The 20,453-nt window shown below is 57.1% G+C and carries 22 protein-coding genes; 12 read left to right on the top strand and 10 right to left on the bottom strand.

Going from position 1 to position 20,453, the window contains the following annotated elements; genetic code table 11:
- Positions 1-137 precede the first annotated feature (137 nt).
- On the top strand, positions 138-1,373 hold the full coding sequence (locus CPH65_RS13970; RefSeq protein WP_096174112.1) for a winged helix-turn-helix domain-containing protein: 1,236 nt from the start codon (positions 138-140) through the stop codon (positions 1,371-1,373).
- Here CPH65_RS13970 and CPH65_RS13965 read toward each other — a convergent pair.
- Entirely contained in the window at positions 1,370-1,822 is a 453-nt protein-coding gene (locus CPH65_RS13965; RefSeq protein ID WP_157747692.1) for a MarR family winged helix-turn-helix transcriptional regulator, read from the bottom strand. The two genes, CPH65_RS13970 and CPH65_RS13965, sit on opposite strands and share 4 nt — an antisense overlap.
- Positions 1,823-1,891: 69 nt before the next feature.
- Between CPH65_RS13965 and CPH65_RS13960 the strand changes: the two genes are divergently transcribed.
- Together CPH65_RS13960 and CPH65_RS13955 are read left to right on the top strand one after the other, a co-directional pair.
- A complete protein-coding gene (locus CPH65_RS13960) occupies positions 1,892-2,455 on the top strand; it encodes a cytochrome b (RefSeq protein WP_197703849.1) in 564 nt (187 codons plus the stop codon).
- A 645-nt stretch (positions 2,456-3,100) separates the two neighbouring features.
- On the top strand, positions 3,101-3,745 hold the full coding sequence (locus CPH65_RS13955) for an HAD-IA family hydrolase (RefSeq protein WP_096174107.1): 645 nt from the start codon (positions 3,101-3,103) through the stop codon (positions 3,743-3,745).
- 31 nt (positions 3,746-3,776) lie between these two features.
- Here the strand turns inward: CPH65_RS13955 and ybaK are convergent, their stop codons facing one another.
- Positions 3,777-4,253 carry a Cys-tRNA(Pro) deacylase gene (gene ybaK / locus CPH65_RS13950; protein ID WP_096174105.1) on the bottom strand — a complete coding sequence of 159 codons (477 nt, stop codon included), beginning with the start codon at positions 4,251-4,253 and terminating at the stop codon, positions 3,777-3,779.
- A gap of 94 nt (positions 4,254-4,347) precedes the next feature.
- Positions 4,348-5,340, bottom strand: coding sequence for a DnaJ C-terminal domain-containing protein (locus CPH65_RS13945; protein WP_096174103.1), 993 nt, complete (start codon positions 5,338-5,340; stop codon positions 4,348-4,350).
- A 197-nt stretch (positions 5,341-5,537) separates the two neighbouring features.
- Between CPH65_RS13945 and CPH65_RS13940 the strand changes: the two genes are divergently transcribed.
- Positions 5,538-6,590 (top strand): M42 family metallopeptidase, encoded by a 1,053-nt coding sequence (locus CPH65_RS13940; protein WP_096174101.1) that lies wholly within the window; start codon positions 5,538-5,540, stop codon positions 6,588-6,590.
- A 327-nt stretch (positions 6,591-6,917) separates the two neighbouring features.
- On the opposite strand, the gene CPH65_RS13935 is transcribed toward CPH65_RS13940, so the two are convergent.
- Both CPH65_RS13935 and CPH65_RS13930 read right to left on the bottom strand, forming a co-directional pair.
- Positions 6,918-7,499 (bottom strand): helix-turn-helix domain-containing protein, encoded by a 582-nt coding sequence (locus CPH65_RS13935; RefSeq protein ID WP_096174098.1) that lies wholly within the window; start codon positions 7,497-7,499, stop codon positions 6,918-6,920.
- A gap of 122 nt (positions 7,500-7,621) precedes the next feature.
- On the bottom strand, positions 7,622-8,554 hold the full coding sequence (locus CPH65_RS13930; protein WP_096176413.1) for a glutaminase: 933 nt from the start codon (positions 8,552-8,554) through the stop codon (positions 7,622-7,624).
- 209 nt (positions 8,555-8,763) lie between these two features.
- Between CPH65_RS13930 and CPH65_RS13925 the strand changes: the two genes are divergently transcribed.
- Complete coding sequence (locus tag CPH65_RS13925) at positions 8,764-9,153, top strand: CidA/LrgA family protein (RefSeq protein WP_096174096.1); 390 nt, start codon at positions 8,764-8,766, stop codon at positions 9,151-9,153.
- Positions 9,153-9,863 carry an LrgB family protein gene (locus CPH65_RS13920; RefSeq protein WP_096174094.1) on the top strand — a complete coding sequence of 237 codons (711 nt, stop codon included), beginning with the start codon at positions 9,153-9,155 and terminating at the stop codon, positions 9,861-9,863. The genes CPH65_RS13925 and CPH65_RS13920 overlap by 1 nt, the downstream gene beginning before the upstream one ends.
- A gap of 11 nt (positions 9,864-9,874) precedes the next feature.
- Here the strand turns inward: CPH65_RS13920 and dxs are convergent, their stop codons facing one another.
- Both dxs and CPH65_RS13910 read right to left on the bottom strand, forming a co-directional pair.
- Positions 9,875-11,800, bottom strand: coding sequence for a 1-deoxy-D-xylulose-5-phosphate synthase (gene dxs / locus CPH65_RS13915; protein WP_096176412.1), 1,926 nt, complete (start codon positions 11,798-11,800; stop codon positions 9,875-9,877).
- Between the two features lie 59 nt (positions 11,801-11,859).
- A complete protein-coding gene (locus CPH65_RS13910; RefSeq protein WP_096174091.1) occupies positions 11,860-12,108 on the bottom strand; it encodes a hypothetical protein in 249 nt (82 codons plus the stop codon).
- A 33-nt stretch (positions 12,109-12,141) separates the two neighbouring features.
- Here CPH65_RS13910 and CPH65_RS13905 point away from each other — a divergent pair, with 33 nt between their 5' ends.
- From CPH65_RS13905 to CPH65_RS13895, 3 genes are all read left to right on the top strand, one after another.
- Positions 12,142-12,510 (top strand): DUF4189 domain-containing protein, encoded by a 369-nt coding sequence (locus CPH65_RS13905; RefSeq protein ID WP_172891522.1) that lies wholly within the window; start codon positions 12,142-12,144, stop codon positions 12,508-12,510.
- Positions 12,511-12,696: 186 nt separating this feature from the next.
- Positions 12,697-13,176: a VOC family protein gene (locus CPH65_RS13900; protein ID WP_096174085.1), complete on the top strand. Its 480-nt coding sequence runs from the start codon at positions 12,697-12,699 to the stop codon at positions 13,174-13,176.
- 162 nt (positions 13,177-13,338) lie between these two features.
- Positions 13,339-13,962, top strand: coding sequence for an SCO family protein (locus tag CPH65_RS13895; RefSeq protein ID WP_096174083.1), 624 nt, complete (start codon positions 13,339-13,341; stop codon positions 13,960-13,962).
- A 1-nt stretch (position 13,963) separates the two neighbouring features.
- Here CPH65_RS13895 and CPH65_RS23930 read toward each other — a convergent pair whose 3' ends face one another.
- The gene (locus CPH65_RS23930) at positions 13,964-14,200 is read right to left on the bottom strand and encodes a hypothetical protein (RefSeq protein WP_157747691.1); all 237 of its coding nucleotides are present in this window, start codon (positions 14,198-14,200) and stop codon (positions 13,964-13,966) included.
- Between the two features lie 61 nt (positions 14,201-14,261).
- Here CPH65_RS23930 and CPH65_RS13890 point away from each other — a divergent pair, with 61 nt between their 5' ends.
- Positions 14,262-15,014: a TlyA family RNA methyltransferase gene (locus tag CPH65_RS13890; RefSeq protein ID WP_096174080.1), complete on the top strand. Its 753-nt coding sequence runs from the start codon at positions 14,262-14,264 to the stop codon at positions 15,012-15,014.
- A gap of 11 nt (positions 15,015-15,025) precedes the next feature.
- Here CPH65_RS13890 and ubiA read toward each other — a convergent pair whose 3' ends face one another.
- Positions 15,026-15,997 (bottom strand): 4-hydroxybenzoate octaprenyltransferase, encoded by a 972-nt coding sequence (gene ubiA, locus CPH65_RS13885; protein ID WP_244574410.1) that lies wholly within the window; start codon positions 15,995-15,997, stop codon positions 15,026-15,028.
- Between the two features lie 395 nt (positions 15,998-16,392).
- On the opposite strand from ubiA, the gene purD reads away from it, so the two are divergent.
- Positions 16,393-17,703 carry a phosphoribosylamine--glycine ligase gene (purD, locus tag CPH65_RS13880; RefSeq protein WP_096174075.1) on the top strand — a complete coding sequence of 437 codons (1,311 nt, stop codon included), beginning with the start codon at positions 16,393-16,395 and terminating at the stop codon, positions 17,701-17,703.
- A gap of 64 nt (positions 17,704-17,767) precedes the next feature.
- On the opposite strand, the gene CPH65_RS13875 is transcribed toward purD, so the two are convergent.
- A complete protein-coding gene (locus CPH65_RS13875; protein WP_172891521.1) occupies positions 17,768-18,739 on the bottom strand; it encodes a FecR family protein in 972 nt (323 codons plus the stop codon).
- A gap of 453 nt (positions 18,740-19,192) precedes the next feature.
- Between CPH65_RS13875 and CPH65_RS13870 the strand changes: the two genes are divergently transcribed.
- Entirely contained in the window at positions 19,193-20,431 is a 1,239-nt protein-coding gene (locus tag CPH65_RS13870) for a class I SAM-dependent RNA methyltransferase (RefSeq protein ID WP_244574409.1), read from the top strand.
- Positions 20,432-20,453: the final 22 nt, after the last annotated feature.

Below are 20,453 nucleotides of genomic sequence, written 5' to 3'. Positions count from 1 at the left end.
CAATCCTAAATATTGCTTTTCTTCTGCCGATCAGACGCTAGACTCGCGCTTATTGATTTGCAGATCGACCTCATTGCAGTTTGACAACACGGCTCCTGTCAAACGCGCCCGTTTCAATCCGTTTTTGCGATGGTCTCATGACACTTCAGAGTCTCAGCCAACGTCAGGCCCGCCGAATCGCTCTCAAGGCACAGGGCTTTTTGCCGCAACTGCGCGGCGTGAAACGTCATGACCGCAGGCATCTGGAGGCAACGTTCGAGCATGTGGGTCTGTTGCAGGTTGACTCGGTCAATGTGCTCGATCGGGCACATTACCTGACCCTTTTTGCGCGTCTCGGAGCTTATGACCGGAGCCTCATTGACCGGGCCGCTCATATGGTGGCCCACCCGGTCAGCAAGAAACGTAAAGCCTTTTTTGAATATTGGGGGCATGAGGCGTCGATCCTTCCCGCCTCCCTTTATCCGGCCATGCAATGGCGCATGGAGCGCGCCGCGCGTCATGAAGGCCTTTGGGGCAATATCTCGCGCTTCGCAAAGGAAAATCCGAAAGAGGTGGAGCGGGTCTTTCGCGAGATAGAAGCAAGGGGACCGGTGTGTGTCTCCGACCTTGAGAAGCGCGGCGCACGCTCTGGTCCCTGGTGGGGCTGGGACGACAGCAAGCTGGCACTCGAGTATCTGTTCTGGTCCGGCAGGATCACATCTGCGGGCCGCAAGGCCTTCACACGCTATTATGATTTGCCCGAACGGGTGCTGCCCGAAGACAGTTTCGCACGCCCTGCCCTTGAACCGTTTGCCGCGCACAAACTGTTGATGGAGATCGGCGCCCGATGCCATGGGGTGGGGACGGAAAAGTGCTTCCGTGACTATTTTCGCCTGTCACCTTCAGATGCGCGTCCGGCTCTTCAAGCCCTCATCGAAGAGGGAACCCTCGAGCCCGTCGAGGTCGAGGGATGGAAAGCCACGGTCTATAAACACAAGGACGCCCAGTTGCCTTCGCGGGCAACCTGTCAGGCACTGCTGGCTCCGTTCGACTCGCTCATTTGGCTAAGAGACCGCGCAGAAAGCCTGTTCAACTTCCGCTATCGCATCGAGATCTATGTGCCCAAGGAAAAGAGGCAGTACGGCTATTATGTGCTGCCTTTCCTGATGGGGGACCAGTTGGTGGCCCGGCTCGACCTCAAGGCCAACCGACAGGACGGCGTGCTCGAGGTCTTTGCTGCCCATGGGGAGCCCACCATCGATAAGGGCAAGGTATCGGCGGCGCTGGCTGGCGAACTTGCCTTGATGGCCGGATGGATGGAACTTGACGGCATCCGGGTGCATTCGTCCGGGGATCTTGCCGCTGCGCTTTTCAGCGAGGTTGCCGCGCTCTAGGTCTTCTGGGAGACATGCTTTTGCCCGGTCTCCTCGATGCGTTCGAGAAGAGAGAAAAGCGTGTTTTTCTCGTCTTCAGAAAAACCTTCCAGAAACATCGCATTGATGTCCTCATAGAAGTTCTCGAGGTGGCGCAGGTTCCGGCCTTTTTGCGTCAATCCGATCACAACGGCCCTGCGATCCTTGGTGTCGGTGACACGCACCAACAGACCAGCTGCAATCATGCGATCGACGATCCGCGATGTGGCTGGCGGGGCGTTGCCGGTGTAGCCGGAGAGCTCTTTGACACTCAGATCACCATTTCTCCAAAGCGCTGAAAGCACCACCCACTGGGCCAGACTGAGCCCATGAGGCTCCAGAACGCGGGCGCTCATGTTGTTGACGGCACCCGTCGTGAAATTGAGCAAACGCCCCAACGACCTCGGCGGATTCAGTCTTTTAGTTGACATGTAATCTATTTCCATGTAAATTATATTATATCACGGAAAGTTTAGACGCAAGCGTCAACGGAGCAAACCATGAATTCCACCTCTATGAAAAAAGAAGCGGGCAAGCTGCGAAGCACACCCAATGGCTATGGCCGCGTGGCAAGATTTCTGCACTGGGCAAGCGCTTTGCTTGTGCTGGTGCTCATTGGTAGCGGTTTTGGGTCCGCCTTCAGCTCGGACGCCTCTCAGAAGGCAGCAGCCCTTCGGGTACACTTTCCGCTCGCCCTGTTGGTATTCCTTCTAACTCTGGCAAGACTCATCTGGTGGCGCGTTGATCACAAACCGGATGCAGTGACCAGCGACCCAAGATGGCAACAGTCTACCGCCCGATGGACGCACCGGGGGCTTTATCTCGTTCTGATCGTTCTGTTGGGAAGTGGGATTGCGATGTCTCTGGCGACGGAACTGCCGCTCGCGCTGTTCGGATCAAAGCCGTTGCCCGACTTTTCGAACCTGGCACCCCGGATCGCACACCGGATTGCGGCTCTGACAGCGGTCGCGCTGATCGCACTGCATGGGGGCGCGGCCATCTATCATCATTGGATCAAGAAGGATGGGACCCTGAAGCGTATGTGGTCAGGCGATCCGTCATAGTGTCAGTGCAAGCGGCCGAAGACGTGACGAAGTGGTGTGCCCAAGCCGCATAATGGCAGCGGCGCACACGTCACTTGCTGCAATTGCAGGTGTCACAGATGGAAGGGGCAAACAGCGAGCAGACGAGCGCCCAAAACGCATGACGCAGGGACTTCAGTCGGTTGTACCTCTGGTGCGGGAACAGATGCTCGTTCATGGCCGGATCCTTTCTCGGAATGGCTGCAATATAAAGGTGGGCCGCGCTAATTGGTAGAGGGTCCGGTGTGTCGGGAGTGGCCATCCCAGAGGATAAGCCAAACCGACAGATTGCATCGGCTGCGGGAACTTGAAGGCCGAAACTCGGTATTTGTCCAAGCGTACAACAAAAGCCGGACATTCCACAATCACGACCCGCTACCAGACAATCACAAACCTGTGATACTTTCAAATAATATATCTTTTCAGATAGTTACTTATTTTTAAAACCTACCGTCGGCTACAAATCAGCTGATTTGGCTCGCCTTGATCGTGAGGCGCAAACAGGCTAGATGTAACGCACAGGTGATGAAATTTCCGCAATTCACCACTCTTGAATAGCGGCAAGCTCCCTCAGCGTTCGCCATGACAGGCCCCCGCAAGCCCTGAAAACTGCAAGAAAGACACCCCATGCAGACCCTAGAACTGGACCGGATCGAATGCCTGATTTTCGATCTAGACGGAACGCTTGTCGACAGCGAGGTGCTCTGTCTGCAGGGCTATTGTGATACCGTCCCGGATCTTGACTGGGATGCCAATTACATCGCGGCCCATTTCCGGGGCAACAAGCTCAATTATATCGTTGAGCAGATCGAAAAGCATATCGGGCGTTCTTTGCCGGAGACCTACGAGGAGACCTATCGGGCACGGGTCGCCGAGCTGTTCGAGCAGAGCCTTCAGTCCTTCCCGGGTGTCGAGCAGACCATTCTGGCCCTTCCCCATCCGCGCTGTATTGCGTCAGCAGGCCCCCTCAAGAAGATGCGGCATTCCCTTGGCCTCACCGGCCTTCTGCCGCTTTTCGAGCCTCACCTCTTCAGCTCCTACGTGGTTGGGAGCTGGAAGCCTGAACCGGATCTCTTTCTCAATGCGGCCAAGGCCATGGGCTTTGCGCCAGAAGCCTGTCTGGTGATTGAGGACAGCCCGGTGGGCATCGAAGCCGCCCGCAGGGCCGGGATGCAGTATCTGCTGCATTGCCCTGACGGACACGAGCCACCTGCCGATTATGATGGCCCCTGTTTCTCGCGCTATGCGGACTTCCCTCTTTTGCCAAAGTGATCAGTGATCAGCGAGCGGTGGGTGAGCGAAGCTAGCGCACCAGATCCGCGGTCGGGCATCCAAGCAGATCAACCAGATGATCGGGTGCCATTCTGATCTGATAGCCGCGGCGGCCACCATTGATGTAGATGAGCGCATGCTCAAGGGCTTTTGCATCCAGAACCGTCCGCACGCTCCGGCGCTGACCGAGCGGGCTGATGCCTCCAACCTTGTAACCGGTGAGACGTTCGGCATCAGGGGGCGGCATCATCTGGGCGGCCTTGCCCGCAAAGGCCTTGGCCAGTTTCTTCATGTTGACTTCGCGATCAGACGGCACCACGGCACAGACTGGCTTGCCATCAAGCATGATCATCAGTGTCTTGAACACCTCGCCCGGCTCCGCCCCGATCGCCTCGGCAGCCTGAAGCCCAACCCTGTCTGCATCCGGATCATAGTCATAGGCAACCAGCGAAAAATCGATAGCAGCCTTTTTCAGCACTTGCGTTGCGGGAGTGGTTGTGCCGGACATGGTTGTGTCTCTTTCTCAGTTTTTTTGACCATCTGCAGGCGCTCTGCTTAAAGAAAAGGCGGCCTTGCGCCGCCTTTGCTCGATCAATGTCAGATCAGTTGAATTCCGGTCCGCGCGGGCGATAGGGACGCGTGTCCTGCCAATCCTCCATGAGGGCGCGCAGGCCGGGATCGCCTCCTTCGGGCAGCATTATCTTGGCCGTAACCAGCAGATCACCGCGAGTGCCGTTGCGGTCCGGCAGTCCCTTGCCCTTGAGGCGCAAGCTCTTGCCTGAGCTCATGCCGGCGGGAATCCGCACTTCGACCTTGCCTTCGAGCGTGGGGACGCGGATCCGGGCACCCAGAACCGCTTCATAAAGGGTTAGCGGCAGCTCGAGCCGGATGTTGAGCTCTTCCACCTTGAACAGGCGGTGCGGCAGGATCTCGATTGTCACGAGGGCATCACCAGCCTGACCGTTCACGGTCTCGAAGCCCTGCCCCTTCATGCGGATGGTCTGGCCATCCTTGACGCCTTTGGGCACACGCATGTCGAGGGTCTTGCCGGTCGGCAGATGGACACGGCGTTTCTCTTCCGACACAAGGTCTTCAAGGGTTACGCTGAGCTTGGCCTCGGCATCCTGGCCTTTCTGAGGGCGGGCACGCTGCTGCGCGCCACCAAAGGGATCGGCTCCATCGCTGAAAGGATTGCCGCCAGAACGCCCACGCGCGCGGCCAGCCCCGCCGCCCATGTTGCCGAAGATTTCATTGAGAATGTCTTCGGTAGCACCGCCACCGAACGGTCCGCCGGACTGATTGCCGAACGGGCTTCCTGATGATCCGCCGCCCCCGCCGAAGGGATGGCCGCCACCGAAGCCCTGAAAGCGTTCCTTGCCATCAGCGTCGATTTCACCGCGGTCGAACTTGCCGCGTTTTTCCTTGTCACCCACGATCTCATAGGCCTGATTGATCTCGGCGAATTTCTCTTGCGCCTTGGGATCATTCTTATTTTGATCGGGGTGGTATTTCTTGGCCAATTTGCGGAACGCGCTCTTGATGTCGCGTTCGTTGGCCGACTTGGAAACCCCAAGTACGCTATATGGATCTCTCATATATTATACCCTTACCCCTGCCGAAAAGCCCGTGCAGGCACTTGCCGACAGTGTCTGTCTGTTGAAGATAGGAACAGCGTGGCCCATGCGGTCCTTCAACAAGCAACCGCGAGGCTGTTGCAGGCGCTGTCAATTTCACGTTACCCCTGATATAGAGAGTTTCAAATTAAATTTCCATAGGAAGGTTGTTACAAACCATGAACATCGATCTTCTCCGCAATCTTTGTGAAACTCCGGGCGTCCCGGGGCGTGAACATCGGGTGCGTGCGCTCATCGAAAAGGAAATCGAAGGTCTCTTCGATGAATCCTATGTCGATCCGATGGGGTCGCTCATCTGTACCCGCTATCCCACCGCTGATCTGGATGAAGACACCGCGGCCAAGCGTGTGCTTCTGCTCTGCCATATGGACGAGATCGGCTTTCTCGTCAGCCATGTCTCCGACAAGGGTTTCATTCATATAGATCCGGTCGGCGGGTTTGACCCGCGTACGCTGTTTGCCCGCCGGGTTCTGGTTTGCACCAATGACGGCGACTACAAGGGCGTGATGAATGCGGGCGGCAAGGCCCTGCATATCTCCTCCCCCGAAGAGCGCAAGAAGATCCCGGAGGTGACCGATTTCATTGTTGACCTCGGTCTGGGTGAAGAAACCAAGGACAAGATCAAGGTCGGTGACTTCATCGTCATGGACGAGCCGTTGCTCGATCTGGGGTCAAAAGTTGTCTCCAAGGCGCTCGATAACCGCGTGGCCTGCTGGCTCGGTATCGAGGCCATTCGCCAGTTGGTCAATGCGGGCGAGACTCACGCCTATGAAATCGTGGTTGCCTTCACCGCACAGGAAGAAGTCGGTCTGAGGGGCGCACGCACAGCGTCCTTCGGTGTCGCTCCAGATATCGCAATCGGTGTCGACACCACCCTGTCTTGCGACACGCCGGGCACGCCTGAAAAGGACACCGTGACGACACAGGGTCAGGGCTTTGGTCTGCATGTCAAGGACGGGTCCTTCATCGCCGACATTGATCTGGTTGAAGAGCTGGAAGCACTCGCCAAGGAAAAGGACATTCCTTTCCAGCGCACCATGCTGGCCCGTGGCGGTCAGGACGGGGCCGCCGGTCAGCAGTCTGGTTCCGGTGCCAAGGCTGCCGCGGTCGCGGTCGGCACGCGCTACATCCACACCGTCACGGAGATGGTCGACAAAGTCGATCTGGAAGCCGCACGCGACATTCTCGCAGCCTATCTGGCGGCAAAATAAACGCTATAAAAGAGCCGGTTCTTCCGGCTCTTTTCTCCCTCTCTCTCCCCTCTTCTTCATGTGACGCTTAAGCGATTTCTCACGGACAGAATCAACTGTCTGAGGGTTCCTCATGTTGCGCTTAAAGTCTCGAACCATCACTTTAAAAGCGATGAATCATGAGTCTTATGAGTCGCTTAGGCGATGATGCTAAAAGATGAATTCGAAGGGTTAAAGCATTTGTTAACCATGATTGAACGACTTCATGCAGCGATTCAAGTGCAGGCCGCCGCCCCGCTTGCGCGTTGACGGCGGCGTTTTTTCTTCAGATGCAAAGTGCAAACAGGCTTAGTTGCGGCGTCTCATCCGGCGCTTGATTTGCCTGCGCTCCCAGTTGTCGCCGAAGAAGTTGATCACTTCGAAAACATTGAGCCCGTGGATCATCAGGCCAATCCCCCAGCCCATGGCTGGCCAGACGACCCAGAGGTAATCCGGGTTTGTCACCAGATTGATGATCAACAAGAGAACCATGACAAGGGCGTATTGGATGGCGTGGGTATAGAACGATTTTATATCGCGAACATATTCCATCGCTTGGCGCTCCTCGTCGGACAACCCGGTCGTCTCTGATAGAGGTTGGGCTTCAGGTTGGGCTTGAAGGTGTGGCCGGGTATCAGCCTGCGTCATTGAAGCTGCGTGCTGGTGTTCGGGATCAATCGGGGTGGAGCGTGTCGGCTCGGTCATCATCATCTGTTCCTCGCGTAGGGTTGTAAAATCCACTTCGAGAACAGCAGCCAGACATTTAAGGGTCTCAGGGCTGGCCTTGGCTCCGCGTTCGATGCGCTGAAGAGTGCGCGTGCTGACGCCTGCCATGTCGGCCAGTTGTTCCTGAGACAGCCCCTTGTCGAGGCGAAGCTTGCGAATAATCATGTGTCTACCGCTTCGGTTTCCGTTTGCTGTTCGTCTTGCGAGACTCGCATCAAGAGGGACAGATTGACCACGTCATGAAGGTGACAGAGAGGCGACATATCCGCGACAACCATGCCACGCAGTCAGAAAACGCCCCACCCGAGATCCCGTGACAAGCGTTCGGCGGCATAGGTGCCCATGAGGGAGTTGCCATGGCTATCAAGCCCCGGTGACCAGATCGCAATCGAGCCTCTGTGCGGCACGATCACAAGCAGCCCGCCTCCGACGCCAGACTTTGATGGCAGGCCGACACGGAATGCGAATTCGCCCGACCCGTCATATTGTCCGCAGGTCATCATCAGGGCATTCAGAGAGCGCACCTTTGCCGGTGCAATCAGCTTTGGCACATCGTTGAGGCTGGCAAGAAAGCGCCCTGCCCGTGCGAGCTGAACGGTCGTCATTTCGATGGCACACTGATGATAGTAGACCCCGAGGGTGAAGTCAGGCTCGTTGTCCAGATTGCCGTAAGAACGCAGATAGTGGGCGAGCGCCAGATTGCGATATCCGGTTGCCTTTTCAGAGGCGGCGACGGTCTTGTTGATATGGATGTCGTCGTCCTCGGCGGCGGCCCGCACAAAATGGATGATTTCCGAAAGGGCTTCCTTCGGCGCATGGCCGGAGAGCAGAGCATCCGTTGTAACAATCGCTCCGGCATTGATAAACGGATTGCGCGGTTTGCCTTTTTCCTGCTCGAGCTTCATGACGGAATCAAACGGATTTCCCGATGGCTCGCGGCCCACCCGGCGCCACAGAGTATCCCCCACCCGGCCAAGCGCAATTGACAGGGTGAACACCTTAGAGATCGACTGGATCGAAAACGGCACATCACAGTCGCCCGCGCTGAGGATCATTCCATCCTCAAGCGCCACAGAAATCGCAAACTGGGCAGGATCGATGTGCGCGAGTTCGGGGATGTAGCTGGCAGGTGCACCCCAAACGTTGGGATCATCGGCAGCCAGAGCATGGACATCGGCAACCAATTGGTCCAGATAGTCCTTGCTAAGTTCTCTCGTCATGACCAGCCTTCCCTCACCATACGCATCACCGGGCTGCATTGCCTTGTTCCGTGATAATTTGGGAATGCCCGCTTGGCAAGGCATGGGAAAGCGCGCTTGTTCAATAAGAGGGCTTTTCCAGAGCCGACATTCCACTATGCTCGGGCCACTATGCTCGGGCCACTATGCTCGGGCAACCGATCAAACAACCACCAAAGCCGGGGGATGCCTTGCTTTTCTATCTCTGTGTCATTCTTCTTTGCCAGTTGGCCGGAGAGGCACTTGTTGCCCTCCTTGGCCTGCCCATTCCCGGACCAGTCGCGGGCATGGCCCTCCTGTTTGTCGGGTTATTGATCCATGGTGCCATTCCTGAAGGATTGTCAAAAGTCGGGGACGGATTGCTGGCGAACCTGTCGCTGCTTTTTGTGCCAGCAGGAGCGGGCATCGTTGTGCATGCGTCCCATCTCAAACGCGAGATGGTGCCGATAGCGGTCGCTCTGGTGATCAGCACGCTGCTTGCCATCGCGGTCACAGGGGTTCTGATGCAATGGCTCTCCAAAAACGCTGGAAGCGCTCCCGATGACCCAGAGCTTGACACCTCCAACAGGGAGCAGGCGTGATGGTCTTTGACCTGTTTTCTGAATTGAGTATCAGCCCGCTTTTTCATCTCACGCTGACCATCGCCGCGTATCTGATCGGCCTTGCCATCTATCGGCGCGCCGGCATGACGCCGCTGCTCAATCCGGTGCTGATTGCCGTTGCCATCGTGGTTGCGGTTTTGCTGCTGGCAGGCATCTCCTATCGCGCCTACTTCCTGGGCGCACAGTTCCTGCATTTCCTGCTTGGTCCGGCGACAGTGTCCCTTGCCATCCCGCTCTATCGTCATTTCGGCAAAGTGCGCAGAGCTGCAGCTGCAATTCTGATCAGCCTGTTGACGGGATCCGCTGTTGCCGCGAGTTCCGCGGTCGGCATCGCATGGGTGTTGGGTGGTTCGGAGCAGTCCTACATATCGCTCGCTCCCAAGTCGGTGACAGCCCCGGTTGCCATGGGCATTACCGAGGTGCTGGGCGGCTCGCCGTCTCTCACCGCGGTTATGGTGATCATCACCGGGATCCTCGGCGCGGTGCTCGGGCCTTATGTGCTCAACATGGTCGGCGTGACAAGCTGGGCCGCGCGGGGCCTTGCCATGGGCACAGCCAGCCATGGCATCGGAACGGCGCGGGCGCTTCAGGTCAATGAGGAAGCGGGTGCCTTCTCGGGCCTTGCGATGGGCCTGAATGCCCTGCTCACAGCGATCCTGTTGCCGATCATCTGGTATCTGATCTTCTGAGGCCGTCTGGCTCAGGCGATTTCGCCACTGGCGATCGCCTCATCCAGATCCTTGCCAAGTGCTTCAAAGACCGTGCGGATGATACCATCTGCATCCAGATTGCTACCCGCATACATATCCTGCGGCTTGCCGTGGTCGGTGTAAGCGTCGGCCATGGTCAACGAGCGGATCTTGAGATCCCGATCCAGTGCGCCTTCGTTTGCCAGCAGGTTGAGCACCTGTGATGCGAACCCGCCAACGGCACCTTCCTCGATGGTTATCAGCATGTCATGGGTGCCCGCCAGCTTCAGGATCATGTCCTTGTCGAGCGGTTTGGCAAAGCGGGCATCGGCGACCGTGGTCGATAGACCATAGCCATCCAGTCGTTCGGCTGCGGCCAGAGCTTCGGCGAGACGGGTACCCAGAGACAGAATGGCGACACGCGCGCCTTCCCTCACAATGCGCCCCTTGCCAATTTCGAGCGGAACACCCTCCTCGGGCATCTCGACGCCAACACCCTCTCCACGCGGATAGCGGAAGGCAATCGGTCCATCATCATAGGCAGCAGCGGTTGCGACCATGTGCACGAGCTCGGCTTCGTCGCTGGCTGCCATGACAACCATGTTGGGCAGGGAGGCCATGTATCCGATATCGAAACTGCCGGCGTGGGTCGGGCCATCAGCACCGACAAACCCGGCCCGGTCGATGGGGAATCGCACGGGCAGATTCTGGATCGCCACATCGTGGACAATCTGATCATAGGCGCGCTGCAGGAAGGTCGAATAGATGGCGCAGAAAGGCTTGTAGCCTTCGCAGGCCAGACCGGCAGCGAAGGTCACCGCATGCTGTTCGGCAATGCCGACGTCGAAGGTGCGGTCGGGAAATTCCTTCTCGAAGATATCCACGCCCGTTCCAGATGGCATCGCGGCCGTGATGGCAACGATGCGATCATCCTTGGCACCCAATTTGGCGAGGGCCTGCCCGAACACCTTTGTATAGCTCGGGGCATTGCTCGGAGCCTTGAGCTGGGCGCCGGTCACGACGTCAAATTTTGACACGCCGTGATATTTGTCCGTTGCATTCTCGGCCGGGACATAGCCCTTGCCTTTTTGGGTAACCACATGGACAAGGATCGGCCCTTTGTCTGTGTCACGGACATTTTTCAGGATCGGAAGCAGGTGATCAAGATTGTGACCATCGATGGGGCCGACATAATAGAAACCGAGCTCTTCGAACAGGGTGCCACCTGCCACGAAGGCGCGGGCGAACTCATCCATCTGTTGCGCTTTTTGCTTGAAGAAACGCGGCAATTGATAGGCGAGCTGCTTGGCAGCGTCCCGGATCGACAGAAACGTCTTGCCAGAAATGAGGCGGGCAAGATAGGCGCTCATTGCACCGGTTGGCGGTGCGATGGACATGTCATTGTCGTTGAGAATGACGATCAAACGGCTGTCGAGCGCTCCGGCATTGTTCATTGCCTCATAGGCCATACCGGCGCTCATGGCGCCATCGCCGATGACGGCAACCACATTGCGATGCTCGCCCTTGAGTTCGGATGCCACCTGCATGCCGAGACCGGCAGAAATTGATGTCGAGCTGTGTCCCGCCCCAAAGGGGTCGTATTCGCTTTCGGCGCGCTTGGTGAAACCACTCAGCCCCTTTGGCTGGCGCAGGGTCCGCATGCGATCGCGGCGCCCAGTCAAAATCTTGTGCGGATAGGCCTGATGGCCCACGTCCCAGATCAGGCGGTCATGGGGCGTGTTGAAAACATGATGCAGAGCAACGGTCAACTCGACCACACCAAGACCGGCCCCAAGATGGCCACCGGTCGCTGAAACAGCATCGATCATCTCGGTGCGCACATCCTCCACCAACGTCTTCAGCTCGGAGAGCGAGAGTGTGCGGAGATCCTGAGTGGTCTCGATGCTATCGAGCATGGGGGTTTTGGACACGTTTATCACCTGTCTCAGATTTTTGGTTTGTACATACGCAATGTGTCTGGCGTGATGTCTCTGGTTTATACGGAAAAGGGTTTGAAGAGGATTTCCAAAATCACCTCAACCCGATCCCAAGCACGCATTTGACTAACAAAATCGACCCAAATGCGTACGTTGGTTTCCAAGGGTTGGTCTATACTGAAAGCGCCAATAGGGCAAGAAGAAGACAACTCGCCAAATGGTCGGGTGGACTGACCGATCACGAAATCTTCATCAAGAAACTTTTTTTGTTTCACCAGCAACAATTCGAAACTATTATTGCCAAACATTGCCGGTTGTTTCTATAGAAAGGTTTTGTCATGATGAAGCGCTTATCTTCTCTCATTACGTGTATTTGCATTCTATTCGCCTTCTCTTCTGTCGCATCTTCCGAAGACCGTTTTGGCGCGTTTGCCGTGGCCGAAAATGGCGCTTATGGCTACGCTTGGGCCCACTATTCCAAGTCGGAGGCCCGACGCACCGCCATGAACGAGTGCCGCCGTCGAGGCCCGGGTTGCCGCAATGCTTTGTGGTTTCGCAATGCCTGTGGTGCGCTTGCGATGAATAGCCGCAACAGCTGGGCCACGGAGTGGAGTGAATCCCGCGCCGGTGCCCGTGACCGCGCCCTGAACAGCTGCAACAACAAGTTCGGCGGCTGCCGTATCCGCGAAGCAATTTGCAGCTGGGACTAGAATGATCGACTGGCCCGGCTGCCGTCAGTTTCACTCCAAACGCACCCGCGTGCTGGCAAGCCCTGCACGCGGGATTGATTTGTCGCACTAGATCGTGTTCCTCAGCACGATCATCTCATTGACAATGTCTCACGTCCGTTGGTATAGTATGGAACATATAGAGAACAAAAAAGCCCGGAGAATGCAATGTCGAGCACAGATCAACTGCAGGATACAGAGGCGCAGGAAGCGCCTGTCATTATGGCCCATGTGTCCATCGGCGTGAAGGATTTCGCCAAGTCCAAGGCCTTTTACGAGGCCGTGCTTGGTACGATTGGCGCCAAAATTGTCATGGATGTGGACGCGCCCACCATGCAAGCCGCAGCCTTTGGCAAGCAGTTTCCGGAATTCTGGGTTCAGACCCCTCATGATGGCGGCGAGCCGGGCGTGGCCAACGGAACGCACTTTGCCTTTCTCGCATCCAGTGTCAAAGCCGTGCATGCCTTCTGGGACACCGCCATCGAAATGGGAGGAGTGCCCGACGGTGAACCGGGGCCACGCCCCCATTATGGAGAGGCCTACTACGGCTGCTTTCTGCGCGATCCGGACGGGCATAAAATAGAAGCGATGTTCTGGGGGGCCCATGACCAATTCAAGGATGGAGAGGCGGTCAAAACCTCGGGCTGACCGGTGGTTGAATGCGATGAGCGCCCGATGCATTACGCAACACCAGTTGACAGGAGAGTTTGCATTTGTGATGACTTCCACCGGCATCGTGGCCCGCTTTGTGCGCAATAGAGCGTATGAGCACGAGAGGCCGCCCGGTGGTTGGCACTTGAGGAGAGCGTGATGAAGAAGATCTTGAGAATTCTGCTGTGGGGGCTCGTCATTCTGGTGGCCGCTGCACTCGCCTACATGATCTTCAACTGGTATCAGCAAGAACTGGGGGTGCAGCAGACCCAGTCGGGAGACACCAGCGTGCCAATCGGTGGTGACTTCCAACTGACCGACCATACGGGAAAGCCCGTCACGGCAGCGGACTTCTCCGACAAGCCGATGGTGGTCTATTTCGGCTACACCTTCTGCCCCGATGTCTGCCCTACGACCCTGAGCGAAATGACGCTGTGGGTTGAAGATCTGGGTGAGGACGCGGACAAACTCAATTATCTCTTCATCACGGTTGATCCCGAGCGCGATGATCAGGAAGCCATGGCCTATTATGTGGATGCCTTCTTCCCGCAACTGGTCGGCCTGCGTGGAACACCGGAGCAGACCAAGGATGTCATCAAGGCCTACCGGGTTTATGCCAAAAAGGTCGAGGAAGAAGATGGTGGAGACAATTACGTGATGGACCATACCGCGTCGGTCTATCTGATGAAAAAGGGCAACATCTTCTCGGGCACGATAGCCTATGGCGAGGAGCATGACACAGCGGTGGCCAAGTTGCGCAAATTGATCGCCACGGCGGAGTAGCTCAGAGGGTCCGGCCTTCTGTGGCGCGTCCCGGTGCGATGTGATAGGCTGGATCATCAACGGGCCAAGGCATGGAAGCGATGGACGAAATCTCTGCAAAGCAGGCAAACCGCGAAGTGAACCGGATCATCCTCTGGTCAGTCGGGATCTTGTCGCTCATTGCCATTTTTGGCCTCAGCGTCTGGGCCGATGCAGGCATTGCCGTATTTTTCGACAGGATTTCTGCATCCTTTGCCAATTGTTTCTAGTTGTTTGGCCCGCCTTCAGGCCCACGCCATTCACTCTTCATGTGAGGTTTCATGAGTAGAACGCGACTTGATCAGGCGCTTGTCGCGCGTGGCCTTGTGCCCAGTCGTGCCCGGGCGCGGGACGCCATCAAACGCGGCTCTGTTTCGGTGGATGGGATGCTCGCAACCAAAGCCAGCCAGATGGTATCGGAAGAGATGGACTTGCGCCTTTCTGACCCTGCATCAGGCTATGTTTCACGCGCAGCTCTCAAGCTCATTCATGCTCTTGATCACTTCGGCTTTGATCCGACGGGGCGCACCTGCGTCGATGTCGGCGCATCAACGGGCGGCTTCTGTCAGGTGCTGCTCGAACGGGGAGCTGACGCAGTTTATGGGGTCGATGTGGGCCATGGTCAGATGCATGAAAGCCTGAGGGGCAACGACCGGCTTACAGTGCTCGAAGGCGTCAATGCGCGTCATCTTGATCGCACACACATTCCTAAGCCCTACTCTGCCCTTGTCAGCGATGTTTCCTTCATTTCTCTCAAGCTTGCCCTGCCGCCTGCGCTCGAAATGGCGGAAGCTGGCGCGTTTGCGGCGCTTCTGGTCAAGCCACAGTTCGAAGTCGGGCGCGAGGGCATTGGCAAAGGCGGATTGGTCCGCGACCCCGCTGATGCAGACCGCGTTGCCAGAGCCATCGCCGACTGGATCCATTCCAGCGATGAAGGGGGCTGTGCCGGATGGCACGTGCTCGACCTTGTCCCCTCGCCGATCCTTGGCGGGGATGGCAACCGGGAATTTTTACTTGGCGCAGAAAAGCGCTGAGCCGGCCTTTTCTAGACCCACAGACTCGCTAGCAAGCCGACAAACAACAGCCAGCCGATTTGCGTGTTCGAGCGGAACAGGGCAAGACACTGCTCGGCGTCGTGAATATCGAGTTTCCAGATCTGCCAGCCCATATGCAGCGTTGCCGCTCCAAGCCCGACAAAGGCAGGCCAACTGACACCGGATGAGACGAGCGCGGACGCCATAAACACGACCATCACGCCATAGAAAAACATGAGCCAGATCTTGGTGTTGTCAGCAAACAGCAGCGCTGTGGATTTCACCCCGATCATGACATCATCTTCCTTGTCCTGATGGGCGTAAATCGTGTCAAAGCCGATGGTCCAGACCGCACAGGCGACATACATGAGCAGCGGCGCCAGCGCCAATTCTCCCGTGATCGCGGTCCAGCCGACAAGGCCTCCCCACGAAAAGGCGAGCCCCAGAACCAGCTGGGGCCAATGGGTGATGCGCTTCATGAAGGGATAAATCGCAACCACACCCAGCGATGCAAAGCCAAGCGCGATGGTATAGCTGTTGAATTGCAACAGAACGAACAAGCCGACAAGGGCCTGAAACGCCAGCCAGCCCCAAGCATGCAGCCGGGTCACCTGTTTGCTGGGCAAAGGCCGGGAGCGGGTGCGCTCGACCATCCCGTCGATCTTGTGATCGACCAGATCATTATAGGTGCAGCCGGCCCCGCGCATGGCAACCGCGCCAAGCCAGAAGACAAATCCGAACCAGAGAATCGTCAGCGCATCGGGATGGTGGGCCCTATCGGTCGTGGAAACAGCCAGCGTCATGGACCAAAGGCAGGGCCACAGCAAGAGCCACCAGCCAATCGGTCGCTCAAGGCGGGAGAGCCGGGCATAGGGGCGAAATACCTCGGGAAGCCATATATCGACCCAGTGATCCCGTACCGCGTCTGCAACCTGGCCCTTTGGCACGTCCATGTCATGCTTTGCTTGAAACTGTTCACTCATTCACTTGCCGTCTTTCTGGCACTTGCCGTCTTTCGGGCCTCGCCGTCTTTCGGGCACTCGCCGTGCTTTTGGAACGGCTGCCTTTCTGGCACGCGTATTCCCCACATTGGGTTTGGCCCAAGCAGACTGTGCCGTCAACAGTCCTTGTTCATTCGGCGTCAAATTTACCAGAACGTCAACGGGACAATTCGTCTTTGTCCGTTGCCTTGCTGCGAACAACAAAGCCTGTTTTAACGCCAATCCTCAGCTAAGGCTTTCAAAGCCCGCTAATCAGCCCCGCAAGGCTTGATTTTGCCATCACAGAAGGCTAGCAGACTGGCAGTTATACTGGCCGATCCTTGCCGACCGTCACTGGTCGAGCGGCGTGGTGCCCTCCTCTTTAGAAAGGTGACTTGATGTCCGATCGCCTCAATGTCCTTCTTATCGGCTCCGGTGGGCGCGAGCACGCCCTTGCCCATGCGCTCGTCAAATCTCCGCTCCTTGGAGATCTATACGTCGCTCCGGGCAATGCCGGATTGCTCGAGCTGGCAAAAAAGGCGGATGTGGCGGAAAGTGATCATGATGCCGTGATTGCGTTCTGCAAAGACAAGGCCATCGGATTTGTCATCGTTGGACCGGAAGCCCCACTGGTCGACGGACTTGTGGACAGTTTGACGGCCGCCGGGATCGAAGCGTTCGGACCAACAGCAGCGGCGGCGCAACTGGAAGGCTCCAAGGGATACACCAAGGACCTGTGCGCCGAGTTTGACATTCCCACCGCAGCCTATGCGCGCTTCTCCAATTGCGAGGCAGCGCTTGACTATCTTGCTGCCCATCCGGCCCCCATCGTGATCAAGGCAGATGGCCTTGCTGCTGGCAAGGGCGTAACGGTCGCCATGACCAACGATGAAGCCAAGGCGGCAATTGTCGAGTGCTTTGACGGTGCTTTCGGGGATGCCGGTGCCGAAGTCGTCATCGAGGCCTTTCTCGAGGGAGAGGAAGCCAGTCTGTTCGCTCTGTGCGATGGCAAGACCGCCATGCTGCTCGCCAGTGCTCAGGACCACAAGCCCGTTGGCGAGGGCGATACGGGGCCCAACACCGGAGGCATGGGAGCCTACACCCCCGCTCCGGTCATGACCACCACACTCACCCAGCAGGTCATGGATCGCATTGTCACTCCGACCATCGATGGCATGGCCAGCCGTGGCGAGCCGTTTGTCGGCGTGCTCTTCGTGGGGCTCATGATCACGCGAAACGGGCCGGAACTGATCGAATATAATGTCCGCTTTGGCGATCCGGAATGCCAGACGCTGATGATGCGCCTTGAAAGCGACCTTCTCGAACTGTTGATCGCTGCGGCGCGCGGCGAGCTGGCAGGCAAAGAGGCCAAATGGTCCAATGATGTCGTGCTGAACGTGGTGCTGGCATCCAAGGGCTATCCCGGCTCCTACGAGAAGGGAACCGTAATTGAAGACCTGAGCGCAGCCCAGGCCCTTGACGGCGTCACGATCTTTCATGCAGGCACGGAAAAGAAAGAGGGACAGCTGCTCGCCACGGGCGGGCGAGTGCTCAATGTTTGCGCCCGCGGCAAGACCGTGACCGAAGCTCAGGCTCTGGCCTACAGGGCTGTTGATGCTATCAAGTGGGACAATGGTTTCTGTCGCCGGGATATCGGATGGCGGGCGGTCCGCCGCGAAAAACAAGTCTTCCCGACACGATCATCATGACGACAAAAAGCCCGCTTCCCTTTTACTGAAGCGGGCTTTTTGATGTGTCGTGTCTGAAGCCAGATCAAACCACGCGGCGAGGGATGGGCCGTCTGGCCTTGCGCTTGCGGAATACAACATAAATGCTCACAGACATAATGGCGATCAGGGCGGCAAGGGCGGCGATGAGAATGCGCACCCAATTGTTGACAGACGCCACGTCATGCACGGCGCCCATTGCTGGTTCTGCAGCAGATACGACAAAGCCCGTAACGGATCGCACCACGCTGTCAAAGCTGACGGCAACCAAGTTGGCAACGGCTACGATGATCGACCCCAAATAAGCCAAAACAATTGAAACAAGATCGCCATTGTGTCTTTCTTCGGCTCTCAGGCGAGCACGCTCGGCAACGGTCGCCGGGTCGTCCCCGCCCCGTTCGATCAGCACCATACGCGCATCATTGCGCTTGGGGCGCATCTGATCGTTTGCGGCCGGGATCTTCCATGCCTTGATATCAAGCGCAACAGTTTCGCCAGCATTGACATCCATTGTTCTGTTGGTCTGCCGGTTGGTGACCTCGACAACGCCTTCATGCACGCGGACCGACGTGTCCTGATCCTTGATGTCGATTGTAAACTTTGTGCCTTTGACGGCTGCAACCATGTAAGGGGTCTGGACAGCGAAGTGTTTGACGTTCTTCTTGTCGACTTGCAAATGCAACGTGCCGCGAGCCTGATTGATGATCGTGCGACCCGGCAGCAGGTCATCAAAATCCGGCAAGCTCATGGATGTGTTGGAACCGATTTGAATGCGTTCCTTACCGCGCGTCAAAAGCAGCCTCGTGCGGGATCCTGTCGTCAGGGTTTGGCCGGGGAAAAGCATGCGGTTCTTGTAGACCCGCATCGGCTCCCGATTGCGGGTCTCGATCCATGCCTCACCACTCACCTTGCCAAGTCTCCACACATGGTCTTTGGTAACATCACTGCTGCCTGCTTCAGCCGGAATGCTAAGCACAAGCAGGAACGAGGCGAGCATTGCTGCAATGAAGGTCCGCACGGAAAACTCTCCCTTTGTGCATTTCACGCCGAAACCCTTGCGTCTTGTCACGATCATGAAATTGCGAGATTATACGTCTGACCAAAACCTACCCTCTCTGATTGAACATCCGGTAAATTTCTTAGATTTCGCCACTTCTGGTTAACGGAAACCAGTATCAACGATCCGCACAATTCAGCCACTCTTCTCAAGATATCTCTATCACTGGTTGTTACGATACAGCCACCACAATTACAACCCTGACTAAAACTCTGAAACGATTTGGCTTTCTCCTCTTACCGAGAGGCTTTGCAGAAATTATGCAGCAATTGACGCTTGAGTGTTTGCAAGCGGCAGGCTGACTGCTACAACGCAGCAAAAGCGGATACAGACCGATCCACTCATGATCGGCTTGATGCTCCCGACTGCCGGAAAAGCGTAAAGCCTCGATCACTTTTCAAAGGACCATTCCGATTGACCGATCCGGTTGAAATCACAATTGATGGACTAGGTGCCAAGGGCGACGGCGTCGCCTATTATGGCGGTGGCATGCTCTATGTCCCCTTCGCGCTTGAAGGCGAACGGGTCCGCGTGACCCCGATGGGCGAGCGGGCCGATCTTGAAGAGGTTCTGCAGCCATCCGAAGCGCGCATTGACCCGATCTGCCCGCTGTTTCAGACCTGTGGCGGCTGCATCATGCAGCATATGGCAACCAAACCTTATGGCGCATGGAAGCAGGAAATGGTGATTGACGCCTTGGCTTCGCGCGGATTGGAAGAGGCCAGTGTCGAAGAAACCATGCAGACGCGTCCGGGGGGCCGTCGCCGCGCGGTACTTACCGCCAGACTGATGGGACGACGCCTGCTGTTCGGTTATCACGAGATGCGCTCGGCGCGGATCGTGGACGTGGATCACTGCCCCGTCCTGACACCGGCTCTCAACGCCCTGTTGCCAAAGCTGGCTGATTTCCTGCCTCTTGTGATGACCAAGAAGAAGGAAGCGAGGGTTACGCTGCTTTCAACGGATTCCGGTGTCGATGTCAGTCTGGAAGACGTCAAAGACCTTCATGGCGGTCAGGACTATCTCAAGGCTGTCGAGATGGCCGAAACGCTTGATCTGGCGCGTCTGTCGGCCAATGGCGAGGTGTTACTCGAACGGCGTCCGCCTCTGTTGCGGATGGGAGACGCTCAGGTATCACCACCACCGGGCGCTTTTGTTCAGGCCGACGAAAGCGCCGAACAAGCCATGGTCGACATGGTGCTCGATGCGGTTGGCGATGCCAAACGGGTGATCGATCTTTTCAGCGGTTCAGGCACCTTCACGCTCCGGCTGGCCAAGAAGGCGCAGGTCTGGGCGCTGGAGAGCGAAGAGGCGGCGCTCAAATCGCTGGAGCGCGGCTGGCGCTTCGGAGCTGGGCTCAAGGGCATCAAGCCCGAGCGCAGAGACCTGTTTCGCCGACCTGTTCTGGCCTCTGAAATGAAGAAATTCGATGCCCTCGTTTTTGACCCACCCCGCGCAGGCGCCAAGGCGCAGTGCGAGGAGATCGCCAAGTCCAAGATTCCGGTCGTGGTGGCGGTGTCGTGCAATCCGGGGACCCTCGCGCGCGATTTGCGGATTCTGGTGGACGGTGGATACAAAATCCGCAGCGTGACGCCGGTGGATCAGTTTATCTTTTCTCCCCATGTCGAATGTGTGGCTGTGCTGCAAAGATAGCCCGGTTGCCCGCTAGGACCAT

This window comes from Cohaesibacter sp. ES.047, assembly GCF_900215505.1.
Classification (GTDB): Bacteria; Pseudomonadota; Alphaproteobacteria; order Rhizobiales; family Cohaesibacteraceae; genus Cohaesibacter.
Note: the sequence above shows the minus strand (reverse complement) of the source record. Positions and strands in the feature narration are given on the sequence as shown.